This is a genomic window from Pseudomonas sp. NPDC087804, from assembly GCF_044742965.1.
GTDB classification, from domain to species: domain Bacteria; phylum Pseudomonadota; class Gammaproteobacteria; order Pseudomonadales; family Pseudomonadaceae; genus Aquipseudomonas; species Aquipseudomonas rustica.
Genome location: NZ_JBIUVN010000023.1, coordinates 1 through 25,597 on the forward strand (window position 1 = coordinate 1; position 25,597 = coordinate 25,597).

General features: G+C 59.9%; 19 protein-coding genes and 1 pseudogene. 18 read left to right on the forward strand and 2 right to left on the reverse strand.

The genetic code is table 11. The annotated features are described in order from the left end of the window. The first annotated feature begins 378 nt into the window (after positions 1-378). The 15 genes and pseudogenes from glnE to ACIOMO_RS21900 all read left to right on the forward strand — a co-directional run bounded on the left by glnE (position 379) and on the right by ACIOMO_RS21900 (position 18,937). Complete coding sequence (glnE, locus tag ACIOMO_RS21830; RefSeq protein ID WP_212549883.1) at positions 379-3,318, forward strand: bifunctional [glutamate--ammonia ligase]-adenylyl-L-tyrosine phosphorylase/[glutamate--ammonia-ligase] adenylyltransferase; 2,940 nt, start codon at positions 379-381, stop codon at positions 3,316-3,318. 734 nt (positions 3,319-4,052) lie between these two features. Then, on the forward strand, positions 4,053-5,087 hold the full coding sequence (waaF, locus tag ACIOMO_RS21835; protein ID WP_064387782.1) for a lipopolysaccharide heptosyltransferase II: 1,035 nt from the start codon (positions 4,053-4,055) through the stop codon (positions 5,085-5,087). 1 nt (position 5,088) lies between these two features. After that, positions 5,089-6,150 (forward strand): lipopolysaccharide heptosyltransferase I, encoded by a 1,062-nt coding sequence (gene waaC, locus ACIOMO_RS21840; RefSeq protein WP_053116715.1) that lies wholly within the window; start codon positions 5,089-5,091, stop codon positions 6,148-6,150. After that, complete coding sequence (locus ACIOMO_RS21845; RefSeq protein ID WP_194935865.1) at positions 6,150-7,271, forward strand: glycosyltransferase family 4 protein; 1,122 nt, start codon at positions 6,150-6,152, stop codon at positions 7,269-7,271. Before waaC ends, ACIOMO_RS21845 begins: the two co-directional genes overlap by 1 nt. Continuing rightward, entirely contained in the window at positions 7,271-8,077 is an 807-nt protein-coding gene (gene rfaP / locus ACIOMO_RS21850; RefSeq protein WP_400753986.1) for a lipopolysaccharide core heptose(I) kinase RfaP, read from the forward strand. Before ACIOMO_RS21845 ends, rfaP begins: the two co-directional genes overlap by 1 nt. Further along, complete coding sequence (locus ACIOMO_RS21855; protein ID WP_053116718.1) at positions 8,077-8,811, forward strand: lipopolysaccharide kinase InaA family protein; 735 nt, start codon at positions 8,077-8,079, stop codon at positions 8,809-8,811. Before rfaP ends, ACIOMO_RS21855 begins: the two co-directional genes overlap by 1 nt. Further along, positions 8,808-9,560: a lipopolysaccharide kinase InaA family protein gene (locus ACIOMO_RS21860; RefSeq protein WP_053116719.1), complete on the forward strand. Its 753-nt coding sequence runs from the start codon at positions 8,808-8,810 to the stop codon at positions 9,558-9,560. The genes ACIOMO_RS21855 and ACIOMO_RS21860 overlap by 4 nt, the downstream gene beginning before the upstream one ends. After that, the gene (locus tag ACIOMO_RS21865; RefSeq protein WP_401243540.1) at positions 9,560-11,008 is read left to right on the forward strand and encodes a lipopolysaccharide kinase InaA family protein; all 1,449 of its coding nucleotides are present in this window, start codon (positions 9,560-9,562) and stop codon (positions 11,006-11,008) included. Before ACIOMO_RS21860 ends, ACIOMO_RS21865 begins: the two co-directional genes overlap by 1 nt. Before the next feature lie 318 nt (positions 11,009-11,326). Then, positions 11,327-11,467 (forward strand): annotated as a pseudogene (locus ACIOMO_RS21870) (DUF3800 domain-containing protein); the annotation flags it as partial. A 225-nt stretch (positions 11,468-11,692) separates the two neighbouring features. Continuing rightward, a complete protein-coding gene (locus ACIOMO_RS21875) occupies positions 11,693-13,450 on the forward strand; it encodes a carbamoyltransferase (protein ID WP_008079282.1) in 1,758 nt (585 codons plus the stop codon). Next, complete coding sequence (locus tag ACIOMO_RS21880) at positions 13,434-14,564, forward strand: glycosyltransferase (protein WP_401243542.1); 1,131 nt, start codon at positions 13,434-13,436, stop codon at positions 14,562-14,564. The genes ACIOMO_RS21875 and ACIOMO_RS21880 overlap by 17 nt, the downstream gene beginning before the upstream one ends. After that, positions 14,564-15,460: an antimicrobial resistance protein Mig-14 gene (locus ACIOMO_RS21885; RefSeq protein WP_401243544.1), complete on the forward strand. Its 897-nt coding sequence runs from the start codon at positions 14,564-14,566 to the stop codon at positions 15,458-15,460. Before ACIOMO_RS21880 ends, ACIOMO_RS21885 begins: the two co-directional genes overlap by 1 nt. Positions 15,461-15,468: 8 nt before the next feature. After that, positions 15,469-16,905, forward strand: coding sequence for a PIG-L family deacetylase (locus tag ACIOMO_RS21890; protein WP_401243546.1), 1,437 nt, complete (start codon positions 15,469-15,471; stop codon positions 16,903-16,905). Continuing rightward, the gene (locus ACIOMO_RS21895) at positions 16,902-18,056 is read left to right on the forward strand and encodes a glycosyltransferase family 4 protein (protein ID WP_401243548.1); all 1,155 of its coding nucleotides are present in this window, start codon (positions 16,902-16,904) and stop codon (positions 18,054-18,056) included. The genes ACIOMO_RS21890 and ACIOMO_RS21895 overlap by 4 nt, the downstream gene beginning before the upstream one ends. Then, entirely contained in the window at positions 18,053-18,937 is an 885-nt protein-coding gene (locus ACIOMO_RS21900; RefSeq protein ID WP_401243550.1) for a glycosyltransferase, read from the forward strand. Before ACIOMO_RS21895 ends, ACIOMO_RS21900 begins: the two co-directional genes overlap by 4 nt. Positions 18,938-18,955: 18 nt before the next feature. On the opposite strand, the gene ACIOMO_RS21905 is transcribed toward ACIOMO_RS21900, so the two are convergent. Then, positions 18,956-20,173: an acyltransferase family protein gene (locus ACIOMO_RS21905; protein ID WP_400649696.1), complete on the reverse strand. Its 1,218-nt coding sequence runs from the start codon at positions 20,171-20,173 to the stop codon at positions 18,956-18,958. Then, positions 20,173-22,035, reverse strand: coding sequence for an O-antigen ligase family protein (locus ACIOMO_RS21910; protein WP_401243552.1), 1,863 nt, complete (start codon positions 22,033-22,035; stop codon positions 20,173-20,175). Before ACIOMO_RS21910 ends, ACIOMO_RS21905 begins: the two co-directional genes overlap by 1 nt. Positions 22,036-22,194: 159 nt before the next feature. Here ACIOMO_RS21910 and msbA point away from each other — a divergent pair, with 159 nt between their 5' ends. The 3 genes from msbA (at position 22,195) to cysC (ending at position 25,562) form a co-directional block, all read left to right on the forward strand. Further along, complete coding sequence (gene msbA / locus ACIOMO_RS21915) at positions 22,195-23,997, forward strand: lipid A export permease/ATP-binding protein MsbA (RefSeq protein ID WP_159811690.1); 1,803 nt, start codon at positions 22,195-22,197, stop codon at positions 23,995-23,997. A 256-nt stretch (positions 23,998-24,253) separates the two neighbouring features. Next, a complete protein-coding gene (locus ACIOMO_RS21920) occupies positions 24,254-24,958 on the forward strand; it encodes a sulfotransferase family 2 domain-containing protein (RefSeq protein ID WP_212549871.1) in 705 nt (234 codons plus the stop codon). Then, positions 24,951-25,562: an adenylyl-sulfate kinase gene (gene cysC, locus ACIOMO_RS21925; RefSeq protein WP_212549870.1), complete on the forward strand. Its 612-nt coding sequence runs from the start codon at positions 24,951-24,953 to the stop codon at positions 25,560-25,562. Before ACIOMO_RS21920 ends, cysC begins: the two co-directional genes overlap by 8 nt. The last annotated feature ends 35 nt before the right edge of the window (positions 25,563-25,597 follow it).

Below are 25,597 nucleotides of genomic sequence, written 5' to 3' on the forward strand. Positions count from 1 at the left end.
CTCCAGGGCGGAAAGGCTTCCAGAATCGGTTGCCTGAGTTTGCGACTGGCCTTGTGGGCAGACGATTTAAAATTCTTGGATTGCCGACAGGTTGTTCCGGCGGCGTGTAGTTTTACTACAAATCTTTGAGCATTTCAGCCTTTCGGATGTATAGACGAGTAGTAAAACTACAGATGAAAGGCTTGTGGCCTCTGACTGCGTTGTGAGAATAATCGTTAAGGTTGGTCGATTACCATCCGTAAAAGGTGAAACTTTGATGCTGGATGCTAAAGAAGAAGAAATTTCAGCTATTTCTAACTTTTGTTCGACAGTCCTTCAGGTAGCGGGTTTTCACCATTCACTACAAGCGGCTGATTACACGCCGATCAAGGATAGACCATGACCCTGCCCGTGCTTGCCGAACTGCCTGCCATCCTCCTGCCGTTGGTCACTCGATCCGAACAGTCGTTCCGTACGGCCGTCGCCGAACTGGAAGACGATCACGGCTTCTCGACCTGGACGCCAGAACGCTGGGCGCAATTCGCCCGCGTCACCGCTGCCAGCGAGTTCGTCATTGAACAGAGCGTTCGTGACCCTTTGATGTTGCTCGCGCTGGTGCAGTCTGGCGAACTCGACCGGCCGTTCGCACCGGGTGAATTGTGTGCGCAGATTTCCGCTGCGGTGAACGCGGCACAGACCGAAGACGAACTCGGTCGCGCCCTGCGTCGCCAACGGGCGCGCCATCAAGTGCGGATCATCTGGCGTGACCTCACCCGACAGGCCGATCTGGTGCAGACCTGCCGCGATCTCTCGGACATGGCCGACGCCACCATCGACCAGGCTTATCAATGGTTGTACAGCCGCCATTGCGAACAATTCGGCACGCCGACCGGTCGCCGCAGCGGTGAGCCGCAGCCCATGGTCATCCTCGGCATGGGCAAGCTCGGCGCGGTCGAGCTGAACCTGTCCTCCGACATCGATTTGATTTTTGCCTACCCCGAGGGCGGCGAAACGGTGGGCGTGAAGCGCTCGCTGGATAATCAGGAATTTTTCATTCGTCTCGGCCAGCGCCTGATCAAGGCACTGGATCCGATGACCGTCGACGGCTTTGTGTTCCGCGTCGACATGCGCCTGCGCCCGTACGGTTCCTCCGGCGCGCTGGTGCTGAGCTTCAATGCGCTGGAACAGTATTACCAGGACCAGGGCCGCGACTGGGAACGCTACGCGATGATCAAGGCGCGGGTGGTGGCCGGCGATCAGGTCGCGGGGGCGCAGTTGCTCGACATGCTGCGGCCATTTGTTTATCGGCGTTACCTGGACTTCTCGGCGATCGAAGCGCTGCGCACCATGAAGCAGTTGATCCAGCAGGAAGTGCGGCGCAAAGGCATGGCCGACAATATCAAGCTCGGTTCCGGCGGGATTCGTGAGGTCGAGTTTATTGCTCAGGCCTTTCAGTTGATCCACGGCGGCCGCGACCTGAGTCTGCAACAGCGTCCTCTATTAAAGGTGTTGAGCACGCTGGAAGGGCAGGGCTACCTGCCGCCAGCGGTGATCAGCGAGTTGCGTGAAGGTTACGAATTTCTGCGTTACACCGAGCATGCGATTCAGGCAATCGCTGACCGTCAAACGCAAATGCTGCCGGATGGCGCGCAGGATCAGGCGCGCATTGCCTTTATGCTCGGGTTTGCCGATTGGGAGGCTTTCCACGAGAAGCTGATGTTCTGGCGCGGCCGCGTCGCCTGGCACTTTGCGCAGGTGATTGCCGATCCCGACGAGGAAGAAGGCACCGAAAGCGAAGTGGTGGTCGGCGGTGAATGGTTGCCATTGTGGGAAGAAGAGCAGGACGAAGAGGCGGCTTGCCGACAGTTGGAAGAGGGCGGTTTCGCTGATGCCAGCAAAGCCCTGAAGGCACTGGCCGGTTTGCGTGGAAGCCCGCAATTGCGCGCGATGCAACGGCTAGGGCGCGAGCGTCTTGATGCGTTTATTCCGCGCCTGTTGGCGCAAGCGGTTGAGCATGCCAATCCGGATCTGGTGCTTGAACGGGTGTTGCCGCTGGTGGAAGCGGTCGCTCGGCGTTCGGCTTATTTAGTCTTGCTCACGGAAAACCCCGGTGCGCTGCGCCGCTTGCTGACGTTGTGCGCGGCGAGCCCGTGGATTGCTGAACAGATCACTCGCTTCCCGCTGCTGATGGATGAATTGCTCAACGAAGGGCGTTTGTTCAAGCCGCCTCTGGCGCCGGAATTGGCCGCCGAATTGCGCGAGCGGCTGACGCGAATCCCCGAAGACGACCTCGAACAACAAATGGAAGCCCTGCGCCATTTCAAACTGGCGCACCGCTTGCGCGTCGCCGCTTCGGAAATCGCCGGCAGCCTGCCGTTGATGAAAGTCAGCGATTACCTGACCTGGCTCGCTGAGGCGATTCTTGAACAAGTGCTGGCCCTGGCCTGGCGCCAGACCGTGGCCAAACACGGTACGCCGCTGCGCACCGACGGCACCTTGTGCGATCCCGGCTTCATCATTGTCGGTTACGGGAAAGTCGGCGGGCTGGAACTGGGGCATGGTTCCGATCTGGATCTGGTGTTTATCCATGACGGTGATCCGCAGGCAGAAACCGACGGGGCGAAACCGATTGATGGCGCGCAGTTCTTTACCCGGCTGGGGCAGCGGATCATTCACTTGCTGACGGCGCAGACCAACTCGGGCCAGCTCTATGAAGTGGACATGCGTTTGCGGCCGTCCGGTGCGTCCGGGCTGTTGGTGAGTTCGCTCGGCGCGTTTGCCCGCTATCAGGAAAATGAAGCGTGGACGTGGGAGCATCAGGCTCTGGTGCGGGCGCGGGTGCTGGTCGGCAGTCAGGATGTTGGCAAAGCGTTCGAGAAGGTTCGCGCGCAGGTGTTGGGCAAATCCCGTGATCTGGCGAAGTTGCAACAGGAAGTCAGCGAGATGCGCGCGAAGATGCGCGACAACCTCGGCACCAAGAGCACCGCGGCCGGCACAGCGGCGAATGCCTTCGACGCCACGGCGCCGTTCGACCTCAAGCAGGACGCCGGAGGTATCGTCGATATTGAATTTATGGTGCAATACGCGGCCCTGGCGTGGTCGCACAACCACCCGCCATTGCTGCGCTGGACCGATAACATCCGCATCACGGAAGAGCTGGAACACGAAGGGCTGATGCCTGCCGAAGACGCCAGCCTGTTGCGCGAGGCCTACAAAGCCTACCGCTCCGCCGCCCACCGGCAGGCCTTGCAGAAGGATCCGGGGGTGATTGCAGGCGACCAGTTCGTCGAAGAACGGCGACAGGTGTTGCGGATCTGGAAAGAGATGGGGCTAAGCTGAACACGCCAATGAAGGCAACGAAATTCAAAAGGTGGGAGCGAGCCTGCTCGCGAAAGCGGAGTGTCAGGCAACATCGATGTTGAATGTGCCGGCCCCTTCGCGAGCAGGCTCACTCCTACAATAGATCTGCGGTGAATCGCAGATGTTGGAACGAATGCAAAACCCTGTGGGAGCGAGCCTGCTCGCGAAGGCGGAGTGTCAGGCGACATCGATGTTGAATGTGCTGGCCCCTTCGCGAGCAGGCTCACTCCTACAATAGATCTGCGCTGAAATGCAGATGTTGGAACGGACGCAAAACCCTGTGGGAGCGAGCTTGCTCGCGAAGGCGGAGTGTCAGGCGACATCGATGTTGAATGTGCTGGCCCCTTCGCGAGCGAGCTCGCTCCCACAGTGATCTGCGCTAAAACGCAGATATGTGAACAGATGCAAAACCCTGTGGGAGCGGGCTTGCTCGCGAAGGCGGAGTGTCAGGCAGCATCGATGTTGGATGTGCCGGCCCCTTCGCGAGCAGGCTCACTCCTACAATAGATCTGCGCTGAAATGCAGATGTTGGAACGGATGCAAAACCCTGTGGGAGCTGGCTTGCCAGCGATAGCGGAGTATCAGACGACAATAATGTTGAATGTGAAGACCCTTTCGCGAGCAGGCTCGCTCCCACAGTAGATCTACAGTGTTTGTAGAATTCTCGAGGCGGGGAGGCGTAAATGCCTCCCCGGTTCGTTTTTGGAAACCACATGAATATTCTGATCGTTGGGCCCAGTTGGGTCGGTGACATGGTGATGGCGCAGACACTCTTTCAGTGTCTCAAGCAGCGCCACCCGCAATGCGAAATCGACGTGCTGGCCCCCGAGTGGAGCCGGCCGATCCTTGAGCGCATGCCCGAAGTGCGCAAGGCCTTGAGCTTCCCGCTCGGCCACGGCGCGCTGGAACTGGCGACGCGTCGGCGCATCGGCAAATCCCTGCGCGGCCAGTACGATCAAGCGATCCTGCTGCCCAACTCGCTGAAATCGGCGCTGGTGCCGTTCTTCGCCGGCATCCCGAAACGCACCGGCTGGCGCGGCGAATTCCGCTACGGCTTGCTCAACGACGTGCGCACCCTCGACAAAGAACGCTATCCGCTGATGATTGAGCGTTTCATGGCTTTGGCCTATGAGCCGAACGCCGAGCTGCCGAAACCCTATCCACGCCCAAGCCTGCAAATCGACCCGGTCACCCGCGAAGCCGCGCTGGCCAAGTTCGGCCTGAGCCTCGATCGCCCGGTATTGGCCCTGTGCCCCGGCGCCGAGTTCGGCGAATCCAAGCGCTGGCCGTCCGAGCACTACGCGAAAGTCGCAGAAGCGCGAATCCGCGAAGGCTGGCAGGTGTGGCTGTTCGGCTCGAAAAACGATCACGCGGTCGGCGAAGACATTCGCGCCCGGTTGATCCCTGGCCTGCGCGAAGAATCGGTCAACCTCAGCGGCGGCACCTCGCTGGCCGAGGCCATCGACCTGATGTCCTGCGCCGACTCGGTGGTCTCCAATGACTCCGGCCTGATGCACGTCGCCGCCGCCCTGAACCGTCCACTGGTCGCGGTCTACGGCTCGACCTCGCCGGGGTTCACCCCGCCGTTGGCCGAACACGTTGAAGTGGTGCGTCTGGGTCTCGATTGCAGCCCGTGCTTCGACCGTACCTGCCGCTTCGGCCATTACAACTGCCTGCGCCAGTTGATGCCGGACGCGGTCAACGATGCCTTGCAAAAATTGCAGGGCTCCGTGGTCGAGGTTCATTAAGTTGCGGGTACTGTTGATCAAGACTTCATCGCTGGGCGACGTGATTCATGCGTTGCCGGCGCTGACTGACGCCGCCAGGGCGATCCCCGGGATCAAATTCGACTGGGTCGTTGAAGAAGGCTTCGCCGAGATCCCGACCTGGCACCCGGCCGTCGACAAAGTGATTCCGGTGGCGATCCGCCGCTGGCGCAAAAATATCTGGAAAACCATCACCAGCGGCGAGTGGAAACGCTTCAAACAAAGCGTGCGCGCCAACAAATACGACTTGGTGATCGACGCCCAAGGCCTGCTGAAAAGTGCCTGGCTGACCCGTTACGTCAAAGCGCCGGTGGCCGGACTCGATAAAGGTTCGGCGCGTGAGCCGATGGCCGCGCGTTTTTACGATCGCAAACTGGCCGTGGCCCGTGGGCAACACGCCGTCGAACGCGTGCGCCAACTGTTCGCCATCGCCCTCGGTTACGACCTGCCAAAAGGCTTGGGCGACTACGGCCTCAACGTCGAGCGTCTGGTCGAACTGCCACGCAAAAACGCCTTCGTAGTGTTCCTGCACGGCACCACGTGGGACACCAAACACTGGCCGGAAGCCTACTGGCGCGAATTGACTGAACGCGTTGGTTACCTCGGCGTCGGCGTCAAGCTGCCGTGGGGCAATCCGCAGGAAAAGGCCCGCGCCGAACGCATTGCCGCCGGTTTCAAACACGCCGAAGTGCTGCCGAAACTCAATCTGGCCGGCGTCGGCAAAGTCCTCGCCGGGGCGCAAGCCTGCGTGGCGGTGGACACCGGCCTCGGCCATTTGGCAGCGGCGCTGGACGTGCCGACCATTTCGCTGTTCGGCCCGACCAACCCGGGCCTGACCGGCGCTTACGGCAAATTGCAGATTCACCTGGCCAGCGACTTCCCGTGCGCGCCGTGCCTGCAAAAGAAATGTACCTATCAACCGACCGCGCAGGATGCCCGTCAGTTTGACCTGAAGCGTGAACAGCCGCTGTGCTTCACGCGTCTGAACCCCGAGCGTGTCGCCAGCCGACTGAGCACGTTGTTAATGGCTGAGGAGCTGCGCTGATGCAATTGGCATTCGTCCTGTACAAATATTTTCCGTTCGGTGGCTTGCAGCGCGATTTCATGCGCATCGCCCTCGAATGCCAGAAACGCGGGCATCAGATCCGCGTCTACACGCTGATCTGGGAAGGCGACGTGCCGCCCGGTTTTGAAGTGCTGGTGGCGCCGGTCAAAGCCTTCTTCAATCATCGTCGCAACGAAAAACTCAGTGCGTGGATGGCAGCGGATCTGGCCAAGCGCCCGGTTGATCGCCTGATCGGCTTCAACAAGATGCCGGGGCTGGACGTTTATTACGCCGCCGACGGCTGCTTCGAAGACAAGGCGCAGAACCTGCGCAATTCGCTGTACCGCCGCTGGGGCCGCTATCGCCACTTCGCCGAATACGAGCGCGCGGTGTTCGCCAAAGATGCGAAGACCGAAGTGCTGATGATTTCCGAAGTGCAGCAGCCGCTGTTCATCAAGCATTACGACACGCCGCTTGAGCGCTTCCACTTGCTGCCACCGGGCATCGCCCAGGATCGTCGCCGTCCGGCAGACGCTGACGAAATTCGCGCCGGTTTCCGCGCCGAATTCAATTTGAAGGATGACGAGCTGCTGCTGGTGCAGATCGGTTCCGGGTTCAAGACCAAGGGCGTTGATCGCAGCCTGAAAGCACTGGCCGCATTGCCCGCCGAACTGAAGAAGCGCACCCGGCTGTTTGTAATCGGCCAGGATGACCCCAAATTATTCCAGATGCAGAGCGCGACGTTGGGTCTGGGCGATAACGTCACGTTCCTCAAAGGGCGCAGCGATATCCCGCGTTTCCTGCTCGGCGCCGACCTGTTGATTCACCCGGCGTACAACGAAAACACCGGTACTGTGTTGCTTGAAGCGTTGGTCGCCGGGTTGCCGGTGCTGGTCAGCGCGGTCTGTGGTTACGCCCATTACATTGCCGAGGCCGACGCCGGGCGAGTGCTGGACGAGCCGTTCGATCAAGCGCAGTTGACGCAATACCTAACTGAAATGTTGCATGACGACGCTGCACGCGCGGCCTGGAGCCGCAATGGTCTGGCCTTCGCCGAGACGGCCGACCTCTACAGCATGCCGCAGCACGCGGCCGATGTGATTCTGGCGGAGCACGCTTAATGAAGTTGATGCTGGCTGAACCGTTCAAAAGCCTTTGGGCCGGACGCGACCCGTTCGCCGAAGTCGAAGGCTTGCAGGGCGAGGTATACCGCGAGCTGGAAGCACGTCGGACACTGCGCACGGAAGTCGACGGCAACGGATTTTTCGTCAAGATCCACCGTGGCATCGGCTGGGGCGAAATCTTCAAGAACCTGCTGACCGCCAAGCTGCCGGTACTCGGCGCGGGTCAGGAGTGGAAGGCTATCCAGCGTTTGCAGGAAGTCGGCGTGCCGACCATGACCGCCGTTGCGTACGGCGAGAAGGGCAGCAACCCGGCGGATCAGCACTCGTTCATCGTCACCGAAGAACTGGCGCCGACCGTCAGCCTAGAAGACTTCAGCATCGACTGGATCAAGCAGCCGCCCGAGCCGAAACTCAAGCGCGCGCTGATCGCCGAAGTCGCGCGCATGACCGGCATGATGCACCGCGCCGGCGTCAATCACCGCGACTGCTACATCTGCCACTTCCTGCTGCACACCGATAAACCGGTGACGGCAGAAGATTTCAAGCTCTCTGTGATCGACCTGCACCGTGCCCAGACCCGCGCGAAAATCACCCAGCGCTGGCGCAACAAGGATCTGGCCGCGCTGTACTTTTCCGCGCTGGATATCGGCCTGACCCGACGCGACAAGCTGCGTTTCCTCAAGGGCTATTTCCAGCAACCGCTGCGGCAGATTCTCGCCGAAGAAGCGCCGTTGCTGAGCTGGCTCGAAGGCAAGGCCAACAAGCTCTATGCGCGTAAACAGCGCTACGGAGATGCGCTCTGATGGCGGGTTGGATTCTGGAACCGCAATACAGTGAACTCGCCGAAGATTTTGGCAGCCTCGAAGCGGTGTTCGCCCTGCAAGGCGAACGGCTGACTCGCGATCCGCTGTCGGAAGTCGTCCGGGTCGAGCGCAACGGCGTCAACTATTACGTCAAACGCTACGTCGGCGCCGGTAAAGGCTTGCGCCGTTACCTCGGCAAGCCGCGGGTGAAGATGGAGTGGCAGAACCTCAAACGCTTCGCCAAGTGGGGCATTCCCACCGCCGAAGTGGTGGCCTGGGGTCTGGAGCGACGTGGCGCGGCGTACGACCGTGGCGCGATGATCACCCGCGAATTGCCGCGCACCGAGGATCTCTCGGCGCTGGCTGAGCGCAACGATCCGAAACTCAAGGATCGCGCCTGGGTCGATGGTGTCAGTCGGCAGTTGGCCGCTTATACGCGAACGATGCACGATCACCGCTTCACCCATAACGATTTGAAGTGGCGCAACCTGCTGATCGACGATCAGGATCGACTGTTTCTGATCGACTGCCCCAACGGCGATTTCTGGCGCGGTTTCTGGCTCAAGTACCGCATCACCAAGGATCTGGCCTGCCTCGACAAGGTCGCCAAATATCACCTGTCGAACACCCAGCGCCTGCGCTTTTATCTGCAATACCGTGGGCGTGATCGCCTGAATGCCGCTGACAAGAAGCGCATTCGCCACGTGGTGAGATTTTTCGAGGGACGCGAATGACTGATTTTCTGGCCGCTGAAGACCGTGCGCTGCTTGAGCGCCATGGCCTCGGCACCTTCGACGCGCTCTGGGCCAAACAGCTCGAAGCGGTGGACGAGCCGAACACCGACGGTGGCGGCTGGAGCAGCGTGTTTCGTCTGGAGCTGGAAGGGCACGCCTACTACCTCAAGCGCCAGAGCAACTACCTGACGCGCACCTTGCACGCGCCATTCGGCGAGCCGAGTTTTGCCCGTGAGTTTCGCAATATCAGCCGTTACAACACGCTGGGGATTCCGGCGCTGCAAGCGGCTTTTTTCGGCCAGCGCAAGGTCGATGGCGAAGTCCGCGCGATCCTGCTGACCCGCGCCCTCGATGGCTGGGATGATCTTGATTCGTTGTTGCAGCGCTGGCCGGAACTGACCGCCACGCAGCAATCGGCGATCCTCAAGGCCTGCGGGCAACTGGCGCGACTGCTGCACGGTCTGCGTCAGGTGCACGGCTGTTTTTACCCGAAACATATTTTTTTGCAGGCCGACGGCGCTGAATATCGCGCGCAGTTGATCGACCTGGAGAAAACCCGGCCACTGCTGTGGGGCATGCGCGATCGGGTCAAGGATCTGGAGCCACTGGTGCGCCGTGCGCCGCAATGGAACGAGGCGCAACTGCGCGAGCTGCTTGCGGCTTATGTCGATCAGGCGACCGACAGTTCATTGGTCGACGCCTGGGTTACGCGTCTGACCGCGCGGCGCAGTCGCAAGGAGACTCGCTGATGCAGTTGTCCGACCTGAAAAACGCCGGGCGCACGCCAAGTCTGCCGTTGACGATTTCCCTGGCCGATGCCGCCGGGCCGGCCGATTTGCAGCTGCTAAGTCTGCTGCGGGTGCTGCCGGGGCGGCGTTATGTCGGTGCCGGTGTGTGGCGCGGTCGGCCAGTGCTGGCGAAATTGCTGGTCGGCAGCAAAGCGGCGCGGCATTTTCAGCGTGAACTCAATGGCGTGAAGCTGCTGGCGGCGCAAGGCTTGACCACGCCGCTGCTGTTGGCCGATGGCTTGAAGGAAGGCGAGGGCGGCTGGCTGCTGTTCGAATTCCTTGAAGATGCGGAAAGCCTTGGTGATGCCTGGCAACAGGTCGAGTCGTTGCCGGTGCTGGCGGATGAACAATCGGCGGTGCTGGGCGACGCGCTCGGCGCGATCGCGCAGTTGCACAGCAAGGGTCTGTGGCAGGAAGACCTGCACCTGGACAATCTGCTACGTCACGGCGGTGAGTTGTATTTGATCGACGGTGCGGGCATCTGCGCGGAAACCGCTGTCCAGCCGTTGTCGCGGCAGAAAGTGCTGGAAAATCTCGGTGTGCTTTTCGCTCAGTTGCCCAAGTCACTGGAGCCGTTCACTGAAGAGTTGTTGGTGTATTACCTGCTGAGCAACGGCGAACACGCGTTGCCGCTGGAAGCATTGCAGAAGCAGATCGACAAAGTGCGCGCCTGGCGTCTGCGCGATTACCTGATCAAGGTCGGTCGCGAGTGCACGCTGTTTGCCGTGCAGCGCGGAGCATTCGCGCTACGTGCTATTCGTCGTGAGGAAGAAGCGGCGATGGCGCCGGTGCTGGAACAGGCCGATGCGTTGCTCGATCAGGGCCATTTGTACAAAACCGGCGGCGCGGCGAGCGTCGGCAAGGTTGAAGTGGCCGGGCGCAAACTGGTGATCAAGCGCTACAACATCAAGAATTTTGCTCATTGGCTCAAACGCTTCTGGCGCCCGAGCCGCGCCTGGCATTCATGGCGTGAAGGCAATCGTCTGGCATTCCTCGGCATCGCCACGCCGAAGCCGCTGGCCGTGCTGGAAAAACGTTTCCTGTGGCTGCGCAGCCGCGCGTATCTGATCACCGAATACCTGCCGGGCCCGGACATCATCGAGCGCTTTGCGCCGTATGTTGAAAACGGCAACGCGCCGGAATCCGAGCTGCAGGCGCTGGATCAACTGTTCGCCCGCCTGATCGCCGAACGCATCAGCCATGGCGACTTCAAGGGCCACAACCTGTTCTGGCAGGACGATCGCTGGGCCCTGATCGATCTCGACTCGATGTGCCAACACCGCTCCCTCGGCAGCTTCGCCCCGGCCTACGCCCGCGACCGCGCACGCTTCATGCGCAACTGGCCCGAGAGCAGCGCGCTGTATCAAGTGATTGATCAGCGTTTGCCGAAAAGTATTGATCGAGTCTGAAGACTTAAAAGATCGCAGCCTTCGGCAGCTCCTACATGTGGAATGCGATTTCCTGTAGGAGCTGCCGAAGGCTGCGATCTTTTGAACCTGAACATCAATACGCCACAAACTCCGCTGACTTCTCCTACAACTTCTCCAGAACCCATAACCTGTGCCCGATTGAGCGCCGATGCTAATTTGCCCTGACGACATCGGAGGGCATCTCTTGACGATTAAAACGGCAGCGAAAGTTTGCGTTCATACATGGGCTTATCAAGTCGTGGGTAGCTGTTTTGCAGTTTTCTCTCTTTGAAAACGCAAGCGAATCGGGAGTAACGAAGGGCAGGTCAGGAGAATCGCGCGTTTGATGTGCTCAAGCGCAAATTCTATTGCAGTGGAGGGCGGAGCAACGTCGGAGAGGGATTCGAGAACTGGGGTTTGAAGATTTTCCCTGCCCCAGAAAGCGAAAAGCCCCGGTGATCTCACCGAGGCATTAGCGCCGACCGGGATCCCCCAGTCCATTTGCACGGAGTCTATGTTGACGTGCCCGGAAGTGTCAACGCGGGCGCTTGCCCGTTCCGCTAGAGGTTTGCTGGCGCTTTTACGCTATAATCCCGCCCTTTAGCTGTCTCTCGCCCGGTGCGAGGGCACTTCAATTTTCAAGGCGCCTTGCGCCTGCATGCAGACTAAAGAGGCTAGACCCCTGTGGCATTGACGATTCTTGGCCTGTCCGGCGCCCTTAGCCATGATCCTTCAGCAGCCTTGTACATCGACGGCAAGTTGGTGGCGGCGGCTGAGGAAGAGCGCTTCGTACGCGATAAGCATGCAAAGAACCGCATGCCCTACGAATCGGCGAAGTTCTGCCTTGAGCAGGCTGGCATCAAGCCGTCCGACGTTGACGTGGTAGCGATTCCGTTCGCACCGATCAGCCTGTTCGGCGAGGCGCGCTGGCACTACGCCAAGCGCTACTGGTACGCACCGGATCGCGCTCTTGACGCGATTCTGATGGGCAACCGCCGCTACAAGCGCTATCGCAACAAAATCGTCTGGTGCCTGGAGCAACTGGGTTTTGATCCGAAAAAGATCAAGATCGAGCCGGTCGAGCACCACCTGGCTCACGCCTCCAGCGCCTACCACTGCTCGGGTTTCCAAGAGAAAACCGCGATTCTCGGCATCGACGGAAAGGGTGAGTACGCCACGACCTTCTTCGGTTACGGCGAAAACGGCAAGATCCACAAGATCAAGGAATTCTTCGACCCGGACTCCCTCGGCGGCCTGTACGGCGCGATCACCGAGTTCCTCGGTTTCGAGATGCTCGACGGTGAGTTCAAGGTCATGGGCATGGCGCCGTACGGCGACGCCAGCAAATATGATTTCTCGCGTCTGGCCTCGTTCGAGAACGGCGAGCTGGTGATCAACACCGACTACGCCAACGTGATCGGCCTGCGTCGCTACAAAGAGAAGGGCAAAGGCTTCTACTTCTCGCCGAAGCTGATCGAATGGCTGGGCCCGAAACGCGAAGGCGACATCGCTGACGAGCCGTACATTCACTACGCCGCGAGCATGCAAGCGCTGTTCGAAAAGATCTCGCTGCAGATGATCGACCACTACCTGGGCGACATCCTCAAGGAAACCGGCAAACTCGCGTTCGCCGGTGGCTGTGCGTTGAACGTCAAGCTCAACCAGAAAATCATCGCCCGCGATGACGTTAAAGAATTGTTCGTACAACCTGCGTCCGGCGATGCCGGCACCGCTGTTGGCGCCGCCGCTTACGTGTCGCACGCCCGTGGCGTACCGGTCGAGAAGATGGAACACGTCTACCTCGGGCCGTCGTACAGCAACGAAGACGTGATCGCCGCGTGCGCCCGTCACGAGAACAAGCCGACCTGGCGCAAGCTCGACAACATGCCTGAGCAGATCGCCAAGATCATGGTCGATGGCAACCCGGTGGCCTGGTTCCAGGGCCGCATGGAATTCGGCCCGCGCGCACTCGGTGGTCGTTCGATCATCGGCTGCCCGAGCATTCCTGGCGTGGCTGACCGCATCAACCACCAGATCAAGTTCCGCGAGCGCTGGAGGCCTTTCTGCCCGTCGATGCTCGACACCGTCGCGCCACAGATGATCAAGATCGATCACCCGGCGCCGTTCATGACCTTCACTTTCGAAGTCGCGGATGAGTGGAAAACCCGTGTGCCGGAAGTCGTCCATGAAGACGGTACGTCCCGTGCCCAGGTGCTCAAGCGCGAATACAACCCGCGCTACTACGACATGATGAAAGCGCTGGAAGTCCTCACCGGCAACGGCGTGTCGCTGAACACCTCGCTCAACCGTCGTGGCGAACCGATGATCTGCTCGCCGACCGACGCGCTGAACATGTTCTTCGGCTCCGATCTGCAGTACCTGATCATGGAAGACATTCTGGTGGTCAAAGAGGGCGCAAACGCTTATGACTCGCTCGGCTGAACGCCATGTGTTGCAGTTCTGTCACGGCTATGACGGGCCGTTCCTCGACTGCGCACGGCAGTACGCCAGCCTGTTCGCGTGCACCGGTTATCGGGTGACCACGGTCTTTCTGACCGGGGCCGCCGATAGCGAGGTGGCCGCAGCGTGTGCCTCCGATGAAGTGTTGTTCATGGAATACAGCTCCAAGGCCATTCGTGGCCTGAAGCTGGGCGCCATCGGCGATCTGCGCAAGATCGCCGCTTCACGCAATTTCAGTTTCTGCATCGCTCATCGTTTCAAGCCGATCTACATCGCCTTGCTCGGCACGTCGCTGCCGGTGATTGGCGTGCACCACGCGTTTGGTGATTACCAACGCCGTACGCGCAAGCTGTTCGCGCACATTTTCCGTAAACGTCTGAGCCTGCTCGGTGTGTCCGACGCGGTACGTGACGACATGCGTCGTTGCCTGCCGAAGTGGCCGCAAACGCGGATTCAGACGCTGTACAACCGTATCGATCTGCCTGCGCTGCAATTTGCTCAGGTGTCCGCCCGCGAAGCCCGCGAGACCTTGGGGCTGGCGGCGGATGCGTGGATTGTCGGCAACGTTGGTCGACTGCACCCGGACAAGGATCAGGCGACATTGCTGCGAGGTTTCGCCGCCGCGCTGCCGGGGTTGCCCGAGAACAGCCAACTGGTGATTCTCGGCAAGGGTCGGCTGGAACAGGATCTCAAAGAGCTGGCGCTAGAGCTGGGTATCGGCGATCGCGTGCTGTTCCTAGGTCAGGTGCCGGACGCACGCAATTACTTCCGCGCCTTCAATGTTTTCGCGCTGAGCTCCGATCACGAACCGTTCGGCATGGTGCTGCTGGAAGCCATGGCCGCCGGCGTACCGTTGCTGGCCACTGCGTGTGGCGGGGCGAAGGAAGTGGTCGAAGGCGTGGGCATTCTGTTCCCGCTGGGCGATGCCGAGCGTCTTGCCCAGGGCTTGCAACATTTGGCCGGTATGGATGATCAACAGCGCCATCAGTGCGCCGAGATGATGCTCGAACGTCTGCGTGAGCAATTCTCCGACCGTGCGGTGCGCGACACCTTCTGGCGTCTGCCGCAAGTTATCGATCTGGCACCGAGGGGCTGATGCTCAACCGATTCCAAGGCTGGCGCGAACGTGGCTGGTCGCCCGTTGACGCCTCGACCTATGCAACCACCTGGCAGCGTTTTGGCGGCAGTGTCGCCACGCATCCGCTGGTGGTTGAGCGTCTGGCCGATCTGGCCGGCATCCCGGTGCGCTATCTGGCCTGGGAGCAGCAAGGCGAAATCAAAGCGGCGATCCCGACCTGGGGCCGCGATCTCGCGCTGTCCAAGGACGTGCTCAAGCGCAACGGCAAAAAAGGCCTGTTCGACCTCGGTAACGCCGAGTTGATCCTGCCGGCCGCCGTCGATGTCCAAGCCCCGCTGCGCCATCGCGCGCGCTACCTGTCGGCGCTCAACGAAAGTCGCTTCAGCGGCATGAAGTTGCAGACCGAGCAACTGGCCATGGCCCGCACCCCGGAAGAATTGTCGAAGAAGTTTCGCTACAACCAGCGCCGCGAATTGCGTCTGCTGGAAGAGGCGGGCGGCGTGGTGCGTCCTGTCAGCGACTTTTCCAGCGCTGAGCTGGCGGCGATCTACTGCGATCTGTTTCAGCGCCGCTGGGGTTTCCCCGCTACCGGCGCGGCGCGCATGGCTGATGTGATCGAGCTGTTGCGTGAGTTGCTGATCGGTTCGGTGATCTTCCTCAACGAGGCGCCGATTGCCATTCAATTGGTGTACCGCGTCGAAGCGCCGGAGTGGATTAGCGTTGAATACATCAACGGCGGCGTCGACCCCGAAACCCGTGAATTCAGTCCCGGCAGCGTGTTGAGTTTCCTCAATACGCAAAGCGCCTGGGAACATGCGCGCGCGCTGAACAAGCCGCTGCGCTTTTCCTTCGGTCGCGCCGACCGTGAATACAAGGATCGCTGGTGCAATCCTGTGCCGGTGTTCACCGTATGAGCCCGCCCATGAGCCGCAAACAGCAACTGCTCAAGCGCCACCGGCGCAACAAACGTATCGGCCTGCTGATTGCGTTGATCGTGTTGATCGCGATCGGCGTTTTGCTCGCCTGGTGGTTGCCGTTGCTGCTCGCGGTGGTCGGCTGGATCGCCCATGAGGCGTGGTTTGCCGATCACCTGTTCTATTCGCCAAAAGACGATTACCAGTACAGCTTTCCACCGTTTACGCCACAGCCGAAAGTGCATCTGAACGGCGAGCAATTGCGTCTGGATGACGGCGTGATGGTGATGGATGATGCCACGCTGATTCTCGCGGTGCAGGTCAAAAGCACGTGGCTGGGCCGCTTCTTCGATCCGCGTATCGAATTGGTGGGCGGTACAAATCCTGACGCGCAAACCTTCGAGCGTGGCGTCAAAGGCCTGCGTTATCTGAACCTCAGCGGTCAGGCGCAAGCCTTGTCGCAAGGTGTGCTGCGCTTGCGCGGGCGTTTCTGTCGCGTCTCCGGCGAGCCGGTGCTTTGGGCGCTTGAACAAGCGGACTATCGCCGCTCGCGAGTGATGGTGATCGCGCCGCACGCCGACGACGCCGAGCTGGCAGCCTACGGTTTGTACAGCCAGGCCGATGAAGCCTGGATCGTCACCCTGACCGCTGGCGAAATCGAAGCCGAACACTATCAGCAGATGGGCCTGAACAAGGTCGAAGCCGCCCGGCTCAAGGGTCGATTGCGCGCTTGGGACAGCCTCGCCGTGCCGCGCTGGGCCGGTGTGCCGGCGGAAAACTGCGTGCAACTTGGTTACTTCTGTCTGCAACTGGCAGCGATGCAGGCGGCGCCGAATCAAGCGATGGCTTCACGCGAAGCCGATCTGAGCGATACCCGTCTGTTCCGCCAGTTGAACCCGTTCAGCTTGCCGAGCGATGTCGATGGCGCGCCGACCTGGAACAATCTGCTGGCCGACCTGCGCGAAGTGCTGTTGCGCGCGCGTCCGGACGTGATCGTTTTGCCGCACCCGACACTCGACCCGCATCCTGATCATCTGTGCAGCCAGCAAGCCGTGCTGCAAGTGCTGAACACTCTGGACTGGCAGCCAACCCTGCTCGGCTACGCCAACCATTTGCACGACAATGATCGCTGGCCGATGGGCAATGCCGGTGAGGGCATCGCGCTGCCGCCGGCGTTCGATGGCGCCGCACCGATGCAGCCGCTGTGCCTGCCACTGACTATCGAACAGCAACGCGACAAAGCCATGGCGCTGGGCATGATGCATGACTTGCAGCCACCAGCGCCGTTCAAGCGTCGTTTGCGCCGCGTGATCCAGCGTTTGCTGGCCGGTCGCGCGCCGTCGGCGTATGGCGAAAACGAATTTTTTCGAAAAGCGGTCAGACGCCAGGAATTGCTGTGGCTGCTGAAACCGGGTGAATCAGGCGTCAATCGGGGAGAGTTATGAGTCAACGGTCGAAGGTGCTGCAACTGCAGCCTGACTACAACGTCAAAGCCCATGATTTCGCCGACCTTGCCGAGCAGATCGTCAAGGCGTTGCCGTCGGATCGCTATGAGATCACCGCTGCGTTCCTGCGCGGCAAACCCGCGCCCGGTGAGCCGGTCAGCCGCGCCGATCGCTCGGTGTATTTCGAGTTTTCCGACAAATCCCTGAAAGGCATGCGCCTGCGTGCGATGTGGGAACTGTACAAGTTCTGCCGCCGCGAGAAGTTCGACGTCGTCATCTGCAACCGCTTCAAACCGGTGAACATGATGCTCACCCTGAACCGCTGGTTGAAGGTGCCGTTGTGCATTGGCATCTCCCATGGTTTCGGCGAGTACGATCGCTTCTATCGTCGTCGTCAGACTCAACGACTGATCGACCGCCACTGGCGCTTCGTCGGTGTTTCGCCGGCGGTTAAACAGTACTTGCTGGACTGCGATTGCGGTTTCACCGACCAGAACACGTATGCCATCACCAACGCCATCGACATCGAACAGGCCGAAGGTTTGCAGCACAGCCGCGAAAAGGCGCGTGAGCTGCTCGGCATCGACCCGAATGTGCGCCTGATCGGCGCGTTGGGGCGGCTGGTTTCGGTCAAGGGTCACACCTATCTGTTGCAGGCATTTGCCGCGCTGAAAGACAAATACCCGAACACCCAGTTGGCGATCATCGGTGCCGGGCGCCTGCAAGCACCGCTGGCTGCCGAGATCGAACAACTGGGCCTGAGCGGTCGCGCGCACTTGCTGGGTTTCAAGGAAAACGCGCTGCAATACGTGCGCGCGTTTGATATCTGGACGATGCCGTCGCTGGCCGAAGGTTTGGGTCTGGCCTTGCTGGAAGGCATGAGCGGGCACTTGCCGGTGATCGCCTCGAACGTGCCGGCGATGGTGCCGCTGATCGAAGGCGCCGGCGGTCTGGCGATTACGCCCAAGGATGTGCCGAGTATTGTCGCGGCGCTGGATCAGTACCTCGCGCTGTCCGACGACGAACTCAAGGCCAAGGGCGAGCAAGCCTACCGCTATCTGCAGGAACAACATGACATCGAGGTGTTCCGTCAGGAGTACCTGAACCTGATCGACTCTGGCCTGGAACAGGCGCGCAAGGAACAGCCATGAGCGAAGCGAACGCCCTCGTCACCGTGATCATCGCCTCGTACAACCACGGGCCGTACATCGAGGAAAGTATCCTCAGCGTCATCAACCAGACCTATAAGAACATTGAACTGCTGGTGGTCGATGACGGCTCGAAGGACGACAGCGTCGAGCGCATCACTGCCTTGCAGGCACAGTACGGTTTCGATTTCCGTGTGCAGCAGAATCAGGGCCTGACCAATACGCTCAATGGCGCCATCGCGCGGGCCAAGGGTAGCTTGATCGTGCCATTCGGCTCCGACGACATCATGTGCCCGGAGCGCATCGCGATTCAGGTGGCGTACATGGACGGCAAGCCGGAAGTGGGGATTTGTGCCGGCAACATCGAATTGATGGACGCCGACGGCAACCTCTACCCGGAAAAGCGTCAGCGCCGTGATGTGCCGTTCCGTCGTCTGGATTTCGACGACATGTTCCTTGAGCGCAAGCCTTATCCGCCAGCCCCGACCCTGATGATCCGCCGCGAAGCGCTGGACAAGGTCGGTGGCTTCGACCCGACGATTCGCCTCGAAGACCTCTACATCGAACTGAAGGTGACCCGCGCCGGTTATTTCATCGATGGCTTGAACGTGGTGATGGCGCGCTATCGCAAGCACGCGACCAACTCGTATAAGAATCACCGCTTCATGATCGAAAGCATTCTGCGTATCTATGCGCTGTTCAGCGATCATCCGCTGTACGACGAAGTGCGCTACAAGTCGCTGAATTCGATGTTCCTGAAAACCGCCAACCGCAATCGCAAGCTGGCGTGGGAGCTGCTGAAGCAGATCCCGTTCAAGGCGTGGAACAAGAAGACCTGGCGCGGTCTTGGGCGGTTACTGTTTTCGCCGCAGGAAAAGAGCTGAAACAGCGGTCGCCCGCGCTTAGCGGGCGACTTTCTCCGAGAGCTGCTTATCGCCTTTCTGCCGCGAGCGAATCCACTGCAGCACCTTCTTGCCGGCGGCCATGCCCGGCAACTCGATGTACAGAAAGCTCAGGCTGCTGATCAGAATCAGCAGGCAGGTGCAGATCGCGATCAGCGGCAGATAGACATCCGCCTCCCGCGCATCCAGATTCAGCAGCAGCGGCAGACGCTGCACCATCAGCCACAACACAAAACCGTGCAGCAGATAAGTGCTGTAGCTGATCTCGCCGAGCCAGCGGATGCTGCGTGGCTTGAGCGCGCCGAACAGGCTGTTGCCCGACGCCACGATCACGAAGAACAATGACAGCAGGAACAGCGGCCCGGTCTTGAACGCACGGTTGAACGCGGTGAAGGCAATCACCAGCGCCAACACGGCAATCACGCCCGCCAGACGTGTGCGGCTCCAGGCTACCAGCGCAGGCTTGCGAATCCAGTACGCCGCGGCGATCCCGCCGAGAAAACTGGCGAGGAAGTGTTTCTTCAGCGAGTGCTCCCAGCCGACCACTTGATACAGCGCGTAAATGCCGATCAGGCACAGCACCACTTGTATCCAGCTGCCGCGATAGATGAACACCATCCCGGCCAGTGGCAGCGCCAGATAGAAGAACACTTCATAGGCCAGCGTCCAGGTGACGTTGGAAATCAGCATGCCGGTTTGCGGGTATTGGTTGATGTCCGGACGGTCGAAGGTCAGCCACGCCAGAATCTGTTTGAACAGCGCGCTGCCAGGTTCTTTCAGTTCCCAGTTCTGCAAATGGAACACGGTGACGAAGACGATCAACATCAGCGGCAGGTACAGTGGATACAGGCGAAACACCCGCGAAATGCCGAAGGCCAGCCAATCGTGCTGACGCCCTTGGGTCAGCAGACGGTTCCAGAACAGGAAGCCGGTGATCATGAAGAACAGCGCAACGCTGCCCTGGCCGATCATCGAGTAGAAGTTGCTCGGCGGAAATCCGAACTCTCCGGTGCGCAGAAAGATCCAGGTAATGACGGCGTGGTGCACGAACACACCAAACGCCAGGTAGCCGCGCAGCCCATCGATGCTGGCATAGCGGCTTTCACCGGAATGCTGCAGGTGGCGGGCGATTTTCGGTACGACGCGCAACAAAAGCGCGGCGGATACGATGGCCAGCAGATAGGCTGCCAGCGCAATGAGGGGGTTGGTTTCGATCATCAATGAACTCGGGCCGCAGTGTTGCCGGCCAGCACTTGCCTGTGCAGATTATCCACCGCAGATTGCGACGCCATGACGGCGTAGCCCTGGAGTAATGCTTCGAAGTGGTCTTCGAACAACCAGCGTTTGTCGACGGTATAGCGCTGCATATGGCGCAAATTTCGCTGGCGCAGGGCCAGACTGAGCGGGCTAGGGTAAACGCGCAGGTCTGCCAGATCAATCAAGCCGAACTCGCCGTCCTCCAGCACCAACACGTTGCCCAAGTGCAGAGAGCGGAAATAGACGCCTTTCTCGTGCAATTGCGCCATGAACTTGCCAAAGCGTTCCACCAGCGCCTGACGAACGGCAGGAGCGGTAATGCTCTGCAATACCTGACGCAGCGTATGGCCGGGCAGGGGGGCGTAGTGCACGGCGCTGCTGCCATCGTCGAGGCGATAAAGATTGAGCACTTGCGGGGTGGGAATGCCCATAAGGCGCAACTGCTCGCTGTTGACGGCAAAGCGCTCTGAATAGGGATTGAAGCTGCCCGAGGTGTACCAGCGGCGACGGCGGAACAGCTTGAGGAAGCTGCCATCGGTCAGGCGCAGGACTTTCGGGCCGAGGCCGTCTTCTTCGATGACCTGAGCGTCAAGGCTCATCTGCTGCAGGTCAGTCGCAGAGAGTTTTTGCACCGGCAGGGTCAGCAGTCGCCGCGCACGTTGATTGATGCTCAGTGCCGCGATCAGTGCCAACGGGATCCACAACAGGAACCAGTGCTCCTTGGGCCGCGAAATGATCCCGCCGCCTTCGGTCAGCCCGGCGCCGATGCCAAAGATCAGCAGTGTCGAGGCGACGATCAACAGCGGTTGTACGCGCTGACGCCAACTGCTCAGCAGGCCGCGGAAAATAAAAAACAGCCACGGCACCAGACCGACAATGCCGACGTAATACAACACACCCAGGACAAAGCTGTGTGGCTCCTGGAAGTTGATGCCGACGCCGGGGTCGACGGACAACGTGGCGCTGTAACCATGTCCGATCCAGGGATGGTCGGCAATCATGTGCAGTACTTGTTTCCAGATTTCCAGTCGATACGAATCGCCACGTTCGATGATCATTTGTGCAAACAGGACGGCGACCGTCACGCCGCTAAGGGCCAGGCCGATCAACAAGCCCACCGAGCGGCGGTTCCAGCAAATGAAGCACAGCCACAACGCGGCCATGGTCAGCGCCACAAGCGGCGTTCTGGAACCGGTGCCGATCACCGCCATGAACATGATTGCCATCGCCGGCACACTCAGCCACATCATCTGGCGGCGTTTGCAGGTCATGGTCACGCTCAGCCAATAGGCGCTGAAGAAACCGAACAGGTGCGAGCTGAGCAGTGGGTTGTCGAAAGCGCCGCCGCCGATCAGACGTATGCCCGGTTGGTAAATATGGGCGAATCTGAACAGGAACCACGTCGTTGCGACCAACGCCACTAACGCGGCGCCGAACAGCAGAGGTTGCAGGATCTCACTGCGATAACGCACCAGCAGATAGGTGCCAGCAAACAGCAGCAAGGTGTGCAATGACGGTTTGAACATCCCGGCGAGGCCTTCTTCGCGCGGCCCCCAACTGAGGCTGAGCAATGCCCAGGCGACAAACACCAGCAGTGCGACAAAAATCGGTTCGCGCAGCAGCTCTTTTAGTTCGCGCGGGCGCAGGCACAAAGCGATCAATGTCGGAATGCTGAACAAGCCGTAAAACAGCTTGTGATGCAGACTTCGGCCCGGCAAAAAGAACAGTGCGCACAGGAGCAGGAAATAGCCGACGGGAAGTATCCACAGGCTAATGAAGTCGAAGACTCGATTGGACGTACTGCTGAAGCCGCGAAGTTGCATGCTGAGAGATTCAATCCTGAAGAAGTTGATCGACCATTCGGATGATGGCTATTTGATGCTTAAAAAGGTGTCTAACAATAACAGCCTTTCGCCGATTGCCAGAACCCCGAAGAAGCTGTGTTAAAGTCGGCGTCCTTATTTATCGACTCTTCGCGTGATATGACCGACTCCAGTCCTGCCGCAAGCCCCTCGAGCTTGAAAATCTACTTCCGCCTGCTCGGCTATGTTCGGCCGTACATCAGTCTGTTTCTGATCAGCATCGTCGGTTTTCTGATTTTCGCTTCGACCCAGCCGATGCTTGGTTACATTCTCAAGTACTTCGTCGACGGCCTGTCGAACCCGGAAGCCGTGCTGTTCCCGACCGTGCCTTACCTGCGTGACCTGCAACTGCTGCAGGCCGTACCGTTGCTGATCATCCTGATCGCGGCGTGGCAGGGTCTGGGATCTTATCTGGGCAACTATTTTCTGGCCAAGGTTTCCTTAGGCCTGGTGCATGACTTGCGCGTGCAGTTGTTCAATAACCTGCTGGTGCTGCCGAACCGCTACTTCGACAAGCATAACTCCGGTCATCTGATTTCCCGCATCACCTTCAACGTGACCATGGTCACGGGGGCGGCAACGGATGCGATCAAGGTCGTAATCCGTGAAGGCATGACGGTGATCTTCCTGTTCGCTTCCCTGCTGTTCATGAACTGGAAGCTGACGCTGGTGATGGTTGCGATCCTGCCGCTGATCGCCGTGATGGTGCGCACCGCGAGCAAGAAATTCCGCAAACAGAGCAAGAAAATCCAGCTGGCCATGGGCGACGTCACTCACGTGGCGTCTGAAACCATTCAGGGTTATCGCGTGGTGCGCAGCTTCGGCGGCGAAGTCTACGAAGAGAAGCGCTTCCTCAAGGCCAGCCAGAGCAACACCGACAAACAGCTGCGCATGACCCGCACCGGCGCGATCTACACGCCGATGCTGCAACTGGTGATCTACAGCGCCATGGCCGTGCTGATGTTCCTCGTGCTGTATCTGCGCGGTGACGCCTCGGCCGGTGACATGGTTGCCTACATCACCCTGGCCGGCCTGCTGCCGAAACCGATTCGCCAATTGTCCGAAGTCAGCTCGACCATCCAGAAAGGTGTGGCCGGTGCGGAAAGCATTTTCGAGCAGCTGGATGTTGCGCCTGAGGTCGACACCGGCACGGTTGAGCGCGATGCGGTCACCGGTCGTCTGGACGTACGCAACCTGAGCTTCACCTACCCGGACACCGAGCGTCAGGTGCTCGACAACATCAGCTTCAGCGTTGAGCCGGGGCAGATGGTTGCGCTGGTCGGTCGTTCCGGCAGCGGCAAGTCGACGCTGGCCAACCTGATTCCGCGCTTCTATCACCACGACAAGGGCGAAATCCTTATCGACGGTGTGGAAGTCGAAAACTACAAATTGCTGAATCTGCGTCGTCATATCGCCCAGGTGACTCAGCACGTAACCCTGTTCAGCGACACCGTAGCCAACAACATCGCCTATGGCGATCTGGCCGGCGCGCCGCGTGAAGACATCGAGAAAGCCGCGCGTGATGCCTACGCGATGGACTTCATCGCGCAGTTGCCTGAAGGCCTCGACACTCAGGTTGGCGAGAACGGCGTGCTGCTTTCCGGTGGTCAGCGTCAGCGTCTGGCGATTGCCCGTGCGTTGCTCAAGAACGCGCCGCTGTTGATTCTCGACGAGGCCACCTCGGCCCTCGACACTGAATCGGAACGGCACATTCAGGCGGCACTCGATCAAGTGATGAAGGGCCGCACCACGCTGGTGATTGCTCACCGTCTGTCGACCATCGAGAAAGCTGACCTGATTCTGGTCATGGATCAGGGCCGTATCGTTGAGCGCGGCACCCACGATGAATTGCTGGCGCAGAACGGTTACTACGCGCGTCTGAACGCCATGGGCCTGGATGCTCCGGCTGAAGACATCGCCTGATAATGTTCACGCGGCCCGGTAGGAGCTGCCGCAGGCTGCGATCTTTTGATCTGTTTTCATAGAAGCAAGATCAAAAGATCGCAGCCTGCGGCAGCTCCTACAGGGAAAGTGCATTGCAGTTGTGGGCCGTTGTTTGTATCCAGACCTTTACCCTTCTTGACCAAACCGGCATAAAACCGGGCACCGCGCTTGTTAAGGTTCCTCAACGAACTCTTACATCTATCGAGGGGGACATCCCCGTCGCGCGGGTACTCTCATGTTGCAACGCTATCTGTGGAAACTGCTGCCCAAACCGCAGCGGGCCTTCCTGCTGGGGCGCTTGTCGGTGGTTGATCGGCAGGTCGTGAACAAGTCGATGTCGGCCAGCGTGGCGTTTCCAAAGGCTTTCCAGCAGCACGCGTGTCTGTTCATTCATGTGCCCAAGTGCGCCGGCAGCAGTGTTTGCGAAGCGATGTTCGATGGCTGGCGCCCGGGGCATCTGCCGTTGTACTGGTATCAGGAGCAGTTTCCGCAACAGTTCGCCACGGCGTGGAAGTTTGCCTTCGTGCGCGACCCGCTGGAGCGCGCGTACTCGGCCTTCGCGTTTCTGCGCGGTAATGAACTGAGTGGCCGCGATCAGGCCGCGCAGCAACTGGTCAGGCAGTACCGGGATTTCGACGATTTTGTCTTGCGCTGGCTGCATCCCGAGAACATTCCCCGGCAATTGCACTTTGCGGCGCAAACCGATTTTCTCACCGACTCGCTGGGGCATCTGGCGCTGGATTTCATCGGCTATCAGGAACATCTGCAGCGCGACTTTCAGTTGGTCTGCGAGCAGTTGGGGCTGGCCAGTCAGTTGCCCCACGTCAACAGCTCCCGGCAACGTCAGCCCATGCCCGCACGCGAGTTTTGCACCACGCGCACCCGGCGATTGGTGAGACGGGTTTATCAACGTGACTACGAGTTGCTCGGTTATGAATGAATCCCTGTCGCTGCCGTCGCCAGCGCCGGCTATTCGCCCTTATGGTCTGGCGCTGTCGCATCAGGCCCGCGCCATGATCAAGGGGCAGCGTCCGCGTTGCCTGTGGCTGACCGGGTTTTCCGGCGCAGGCAAGTCAACACTGGCCAATGCGCTGGAGTTGTATCTGCATCAGTTTGGCCTGCACACGTTTTTGCTCGATGGCGACAATGTGCGCAGTGGCCTGTGTCGCGATCTGGGCATGGGCGATGGCTGTCGCCGCGAGAACATTCGGCGTATGGCCGAAGTGGCGCGGCTGATGGTCGATGCCGGGCTGATCGTGATCGTCGCGGCCATCTCGCCGTTCCGCGCCGAGCGTGAGGCGGCACGCCGACTGTTTGCGCCGGAGGATTTTATCGAGGTGCATGTCAGCACCTCGTTGCAGGTCTGTGCGCGGCGCGATCCGAAAGGGTTGTATCAAGCGGTTCGCGAGGGGCGGATCAGCAACTTCACCGGCGTCGACAGTCCCTACGAGCCCCCGCTGAGTGCGGAATGCCGAATCGACACTGAAGCCCTTGAACTGCCCGAAGCCTGTCAGCAGTTGGCGGCGTTGCTGCTCAAAAAATGAGCAGAAAACCCACCTGTTTCATCCTGTTGCAGCCT

Coding starts and splice junctions, on each gene's coding strand:
- glnE (WP_212549883.1), top strand. CDS start 379: ATGACCCTGCCCGTGCTTGCCGAACTGCCTGCCATCCTCCTGCCGTTG.
- waaF (WP_064387782.1), top strand. CDS start 4,053: ATGAATATTCTGATCGTTGGGCCCAGTTGGGTCGGTGACATGGTGATG.
- ACIOMO_RS21845 (WP_194935865.1), top strand. CDS start 6,150: ATGCAATTGGCATTCGTCCTGTACAAATATTTTCCGTTCGGTGGCTTG.
- rfaP (WP_400753986.1), top strand. CDS start 7,271: ATGAAGTTGATGCTGGCTGAACCGTTCAAAAGCCTTTGGGCCGGACGC.
- ACIOMO_RS21855 (WP_053116718.1), top strand. CDS start 8,077: ATGGCGGGTTGGATTCTGGAACCGCAATACAGTGAACTCGCCGAAGAT.
- ACIOMO_RS21860 (WP_053116719.1), top strand. CDS start 8,808: ATGACTGATTTTCTGGCCGCTGAAGACCGTGCGCTGCTTGAGCGCCAT.
- ACIOMO_RS21865 (WP_401243540.1), top strand. CDS start 9,560: ATGCAGTTGTCCGACCTGAAAAACGCCGGGCGCACGCCAAGTCTGCCG.
- ACIOMO_RS21880 (WP_401243542.1), top strand. CDS start 13,434: ATGACTCGCTCGGCTGAACGCCATGTGTTGCAGTTCTGTCACGGCTAT.
- ACIOMO_RS21885 (WP_401243544.1), top strand. CDS start 14,564: ATGCTCAACCGATTCCAAGGCTGGCGCGAACGTGGCTGGTCGCCCGTT.
- ACIOMO_RS21890 (WP_401243546.1), top strand. CDS start 15,469: ATGAGCCGCAAACAGCAACTGCTCAAGCGCCACCGGCGCAACAAACGT.
- ACIOMO_RS21895 (WP_401243548.1), top strand. CDS start 16,902: ATGAGTCAACGGTCGAAGGTGCTGCAACTGCAGCCTGACTACAACGTC.
- ACIOMO_RS21900 (WP_401243550.1), top strand. CDS start 18,053: ATGAGCGAAGCGAACGCCCTCGTCACCGTGATCATCGCCTCGTACAAC.
- ACIOMO_RS21905 (WP_400649696.1), bottom strand. CDS start 20,173: ATGATCGAAACCAACCCCCTCATTGCGCTGGCAGCCTATCTGCTGGCC.
- ACIOMO_RS21910 (WP_401243552.1), bottom strand. CDS start 22,035: ATGCAACTTCGCGGCTTCAGCAGTACGTCCAATCGAGTCTTCGACTTC.
- msbA (WP_159811690.1), top strand. CDS start 22,195: ATGACCGACTCCAGTCCTGCCGCAAGCCCCTCGAGCTTGAAAATCTAC.
- ACIOMO_RS21920 (WP_212549871.1), top strand. CDS start 24,254: ATGTTGCAACGCTATCTGTGGAAACTGCTGCCCAAACCGCAGCGGGCC.
- cysC (WP_212549870.1), top strand. CDS start 24,951: ATGAATGAATCCCTGTCGCTGCCGTCGCCAGCGCCGGCTATTCGCCCT.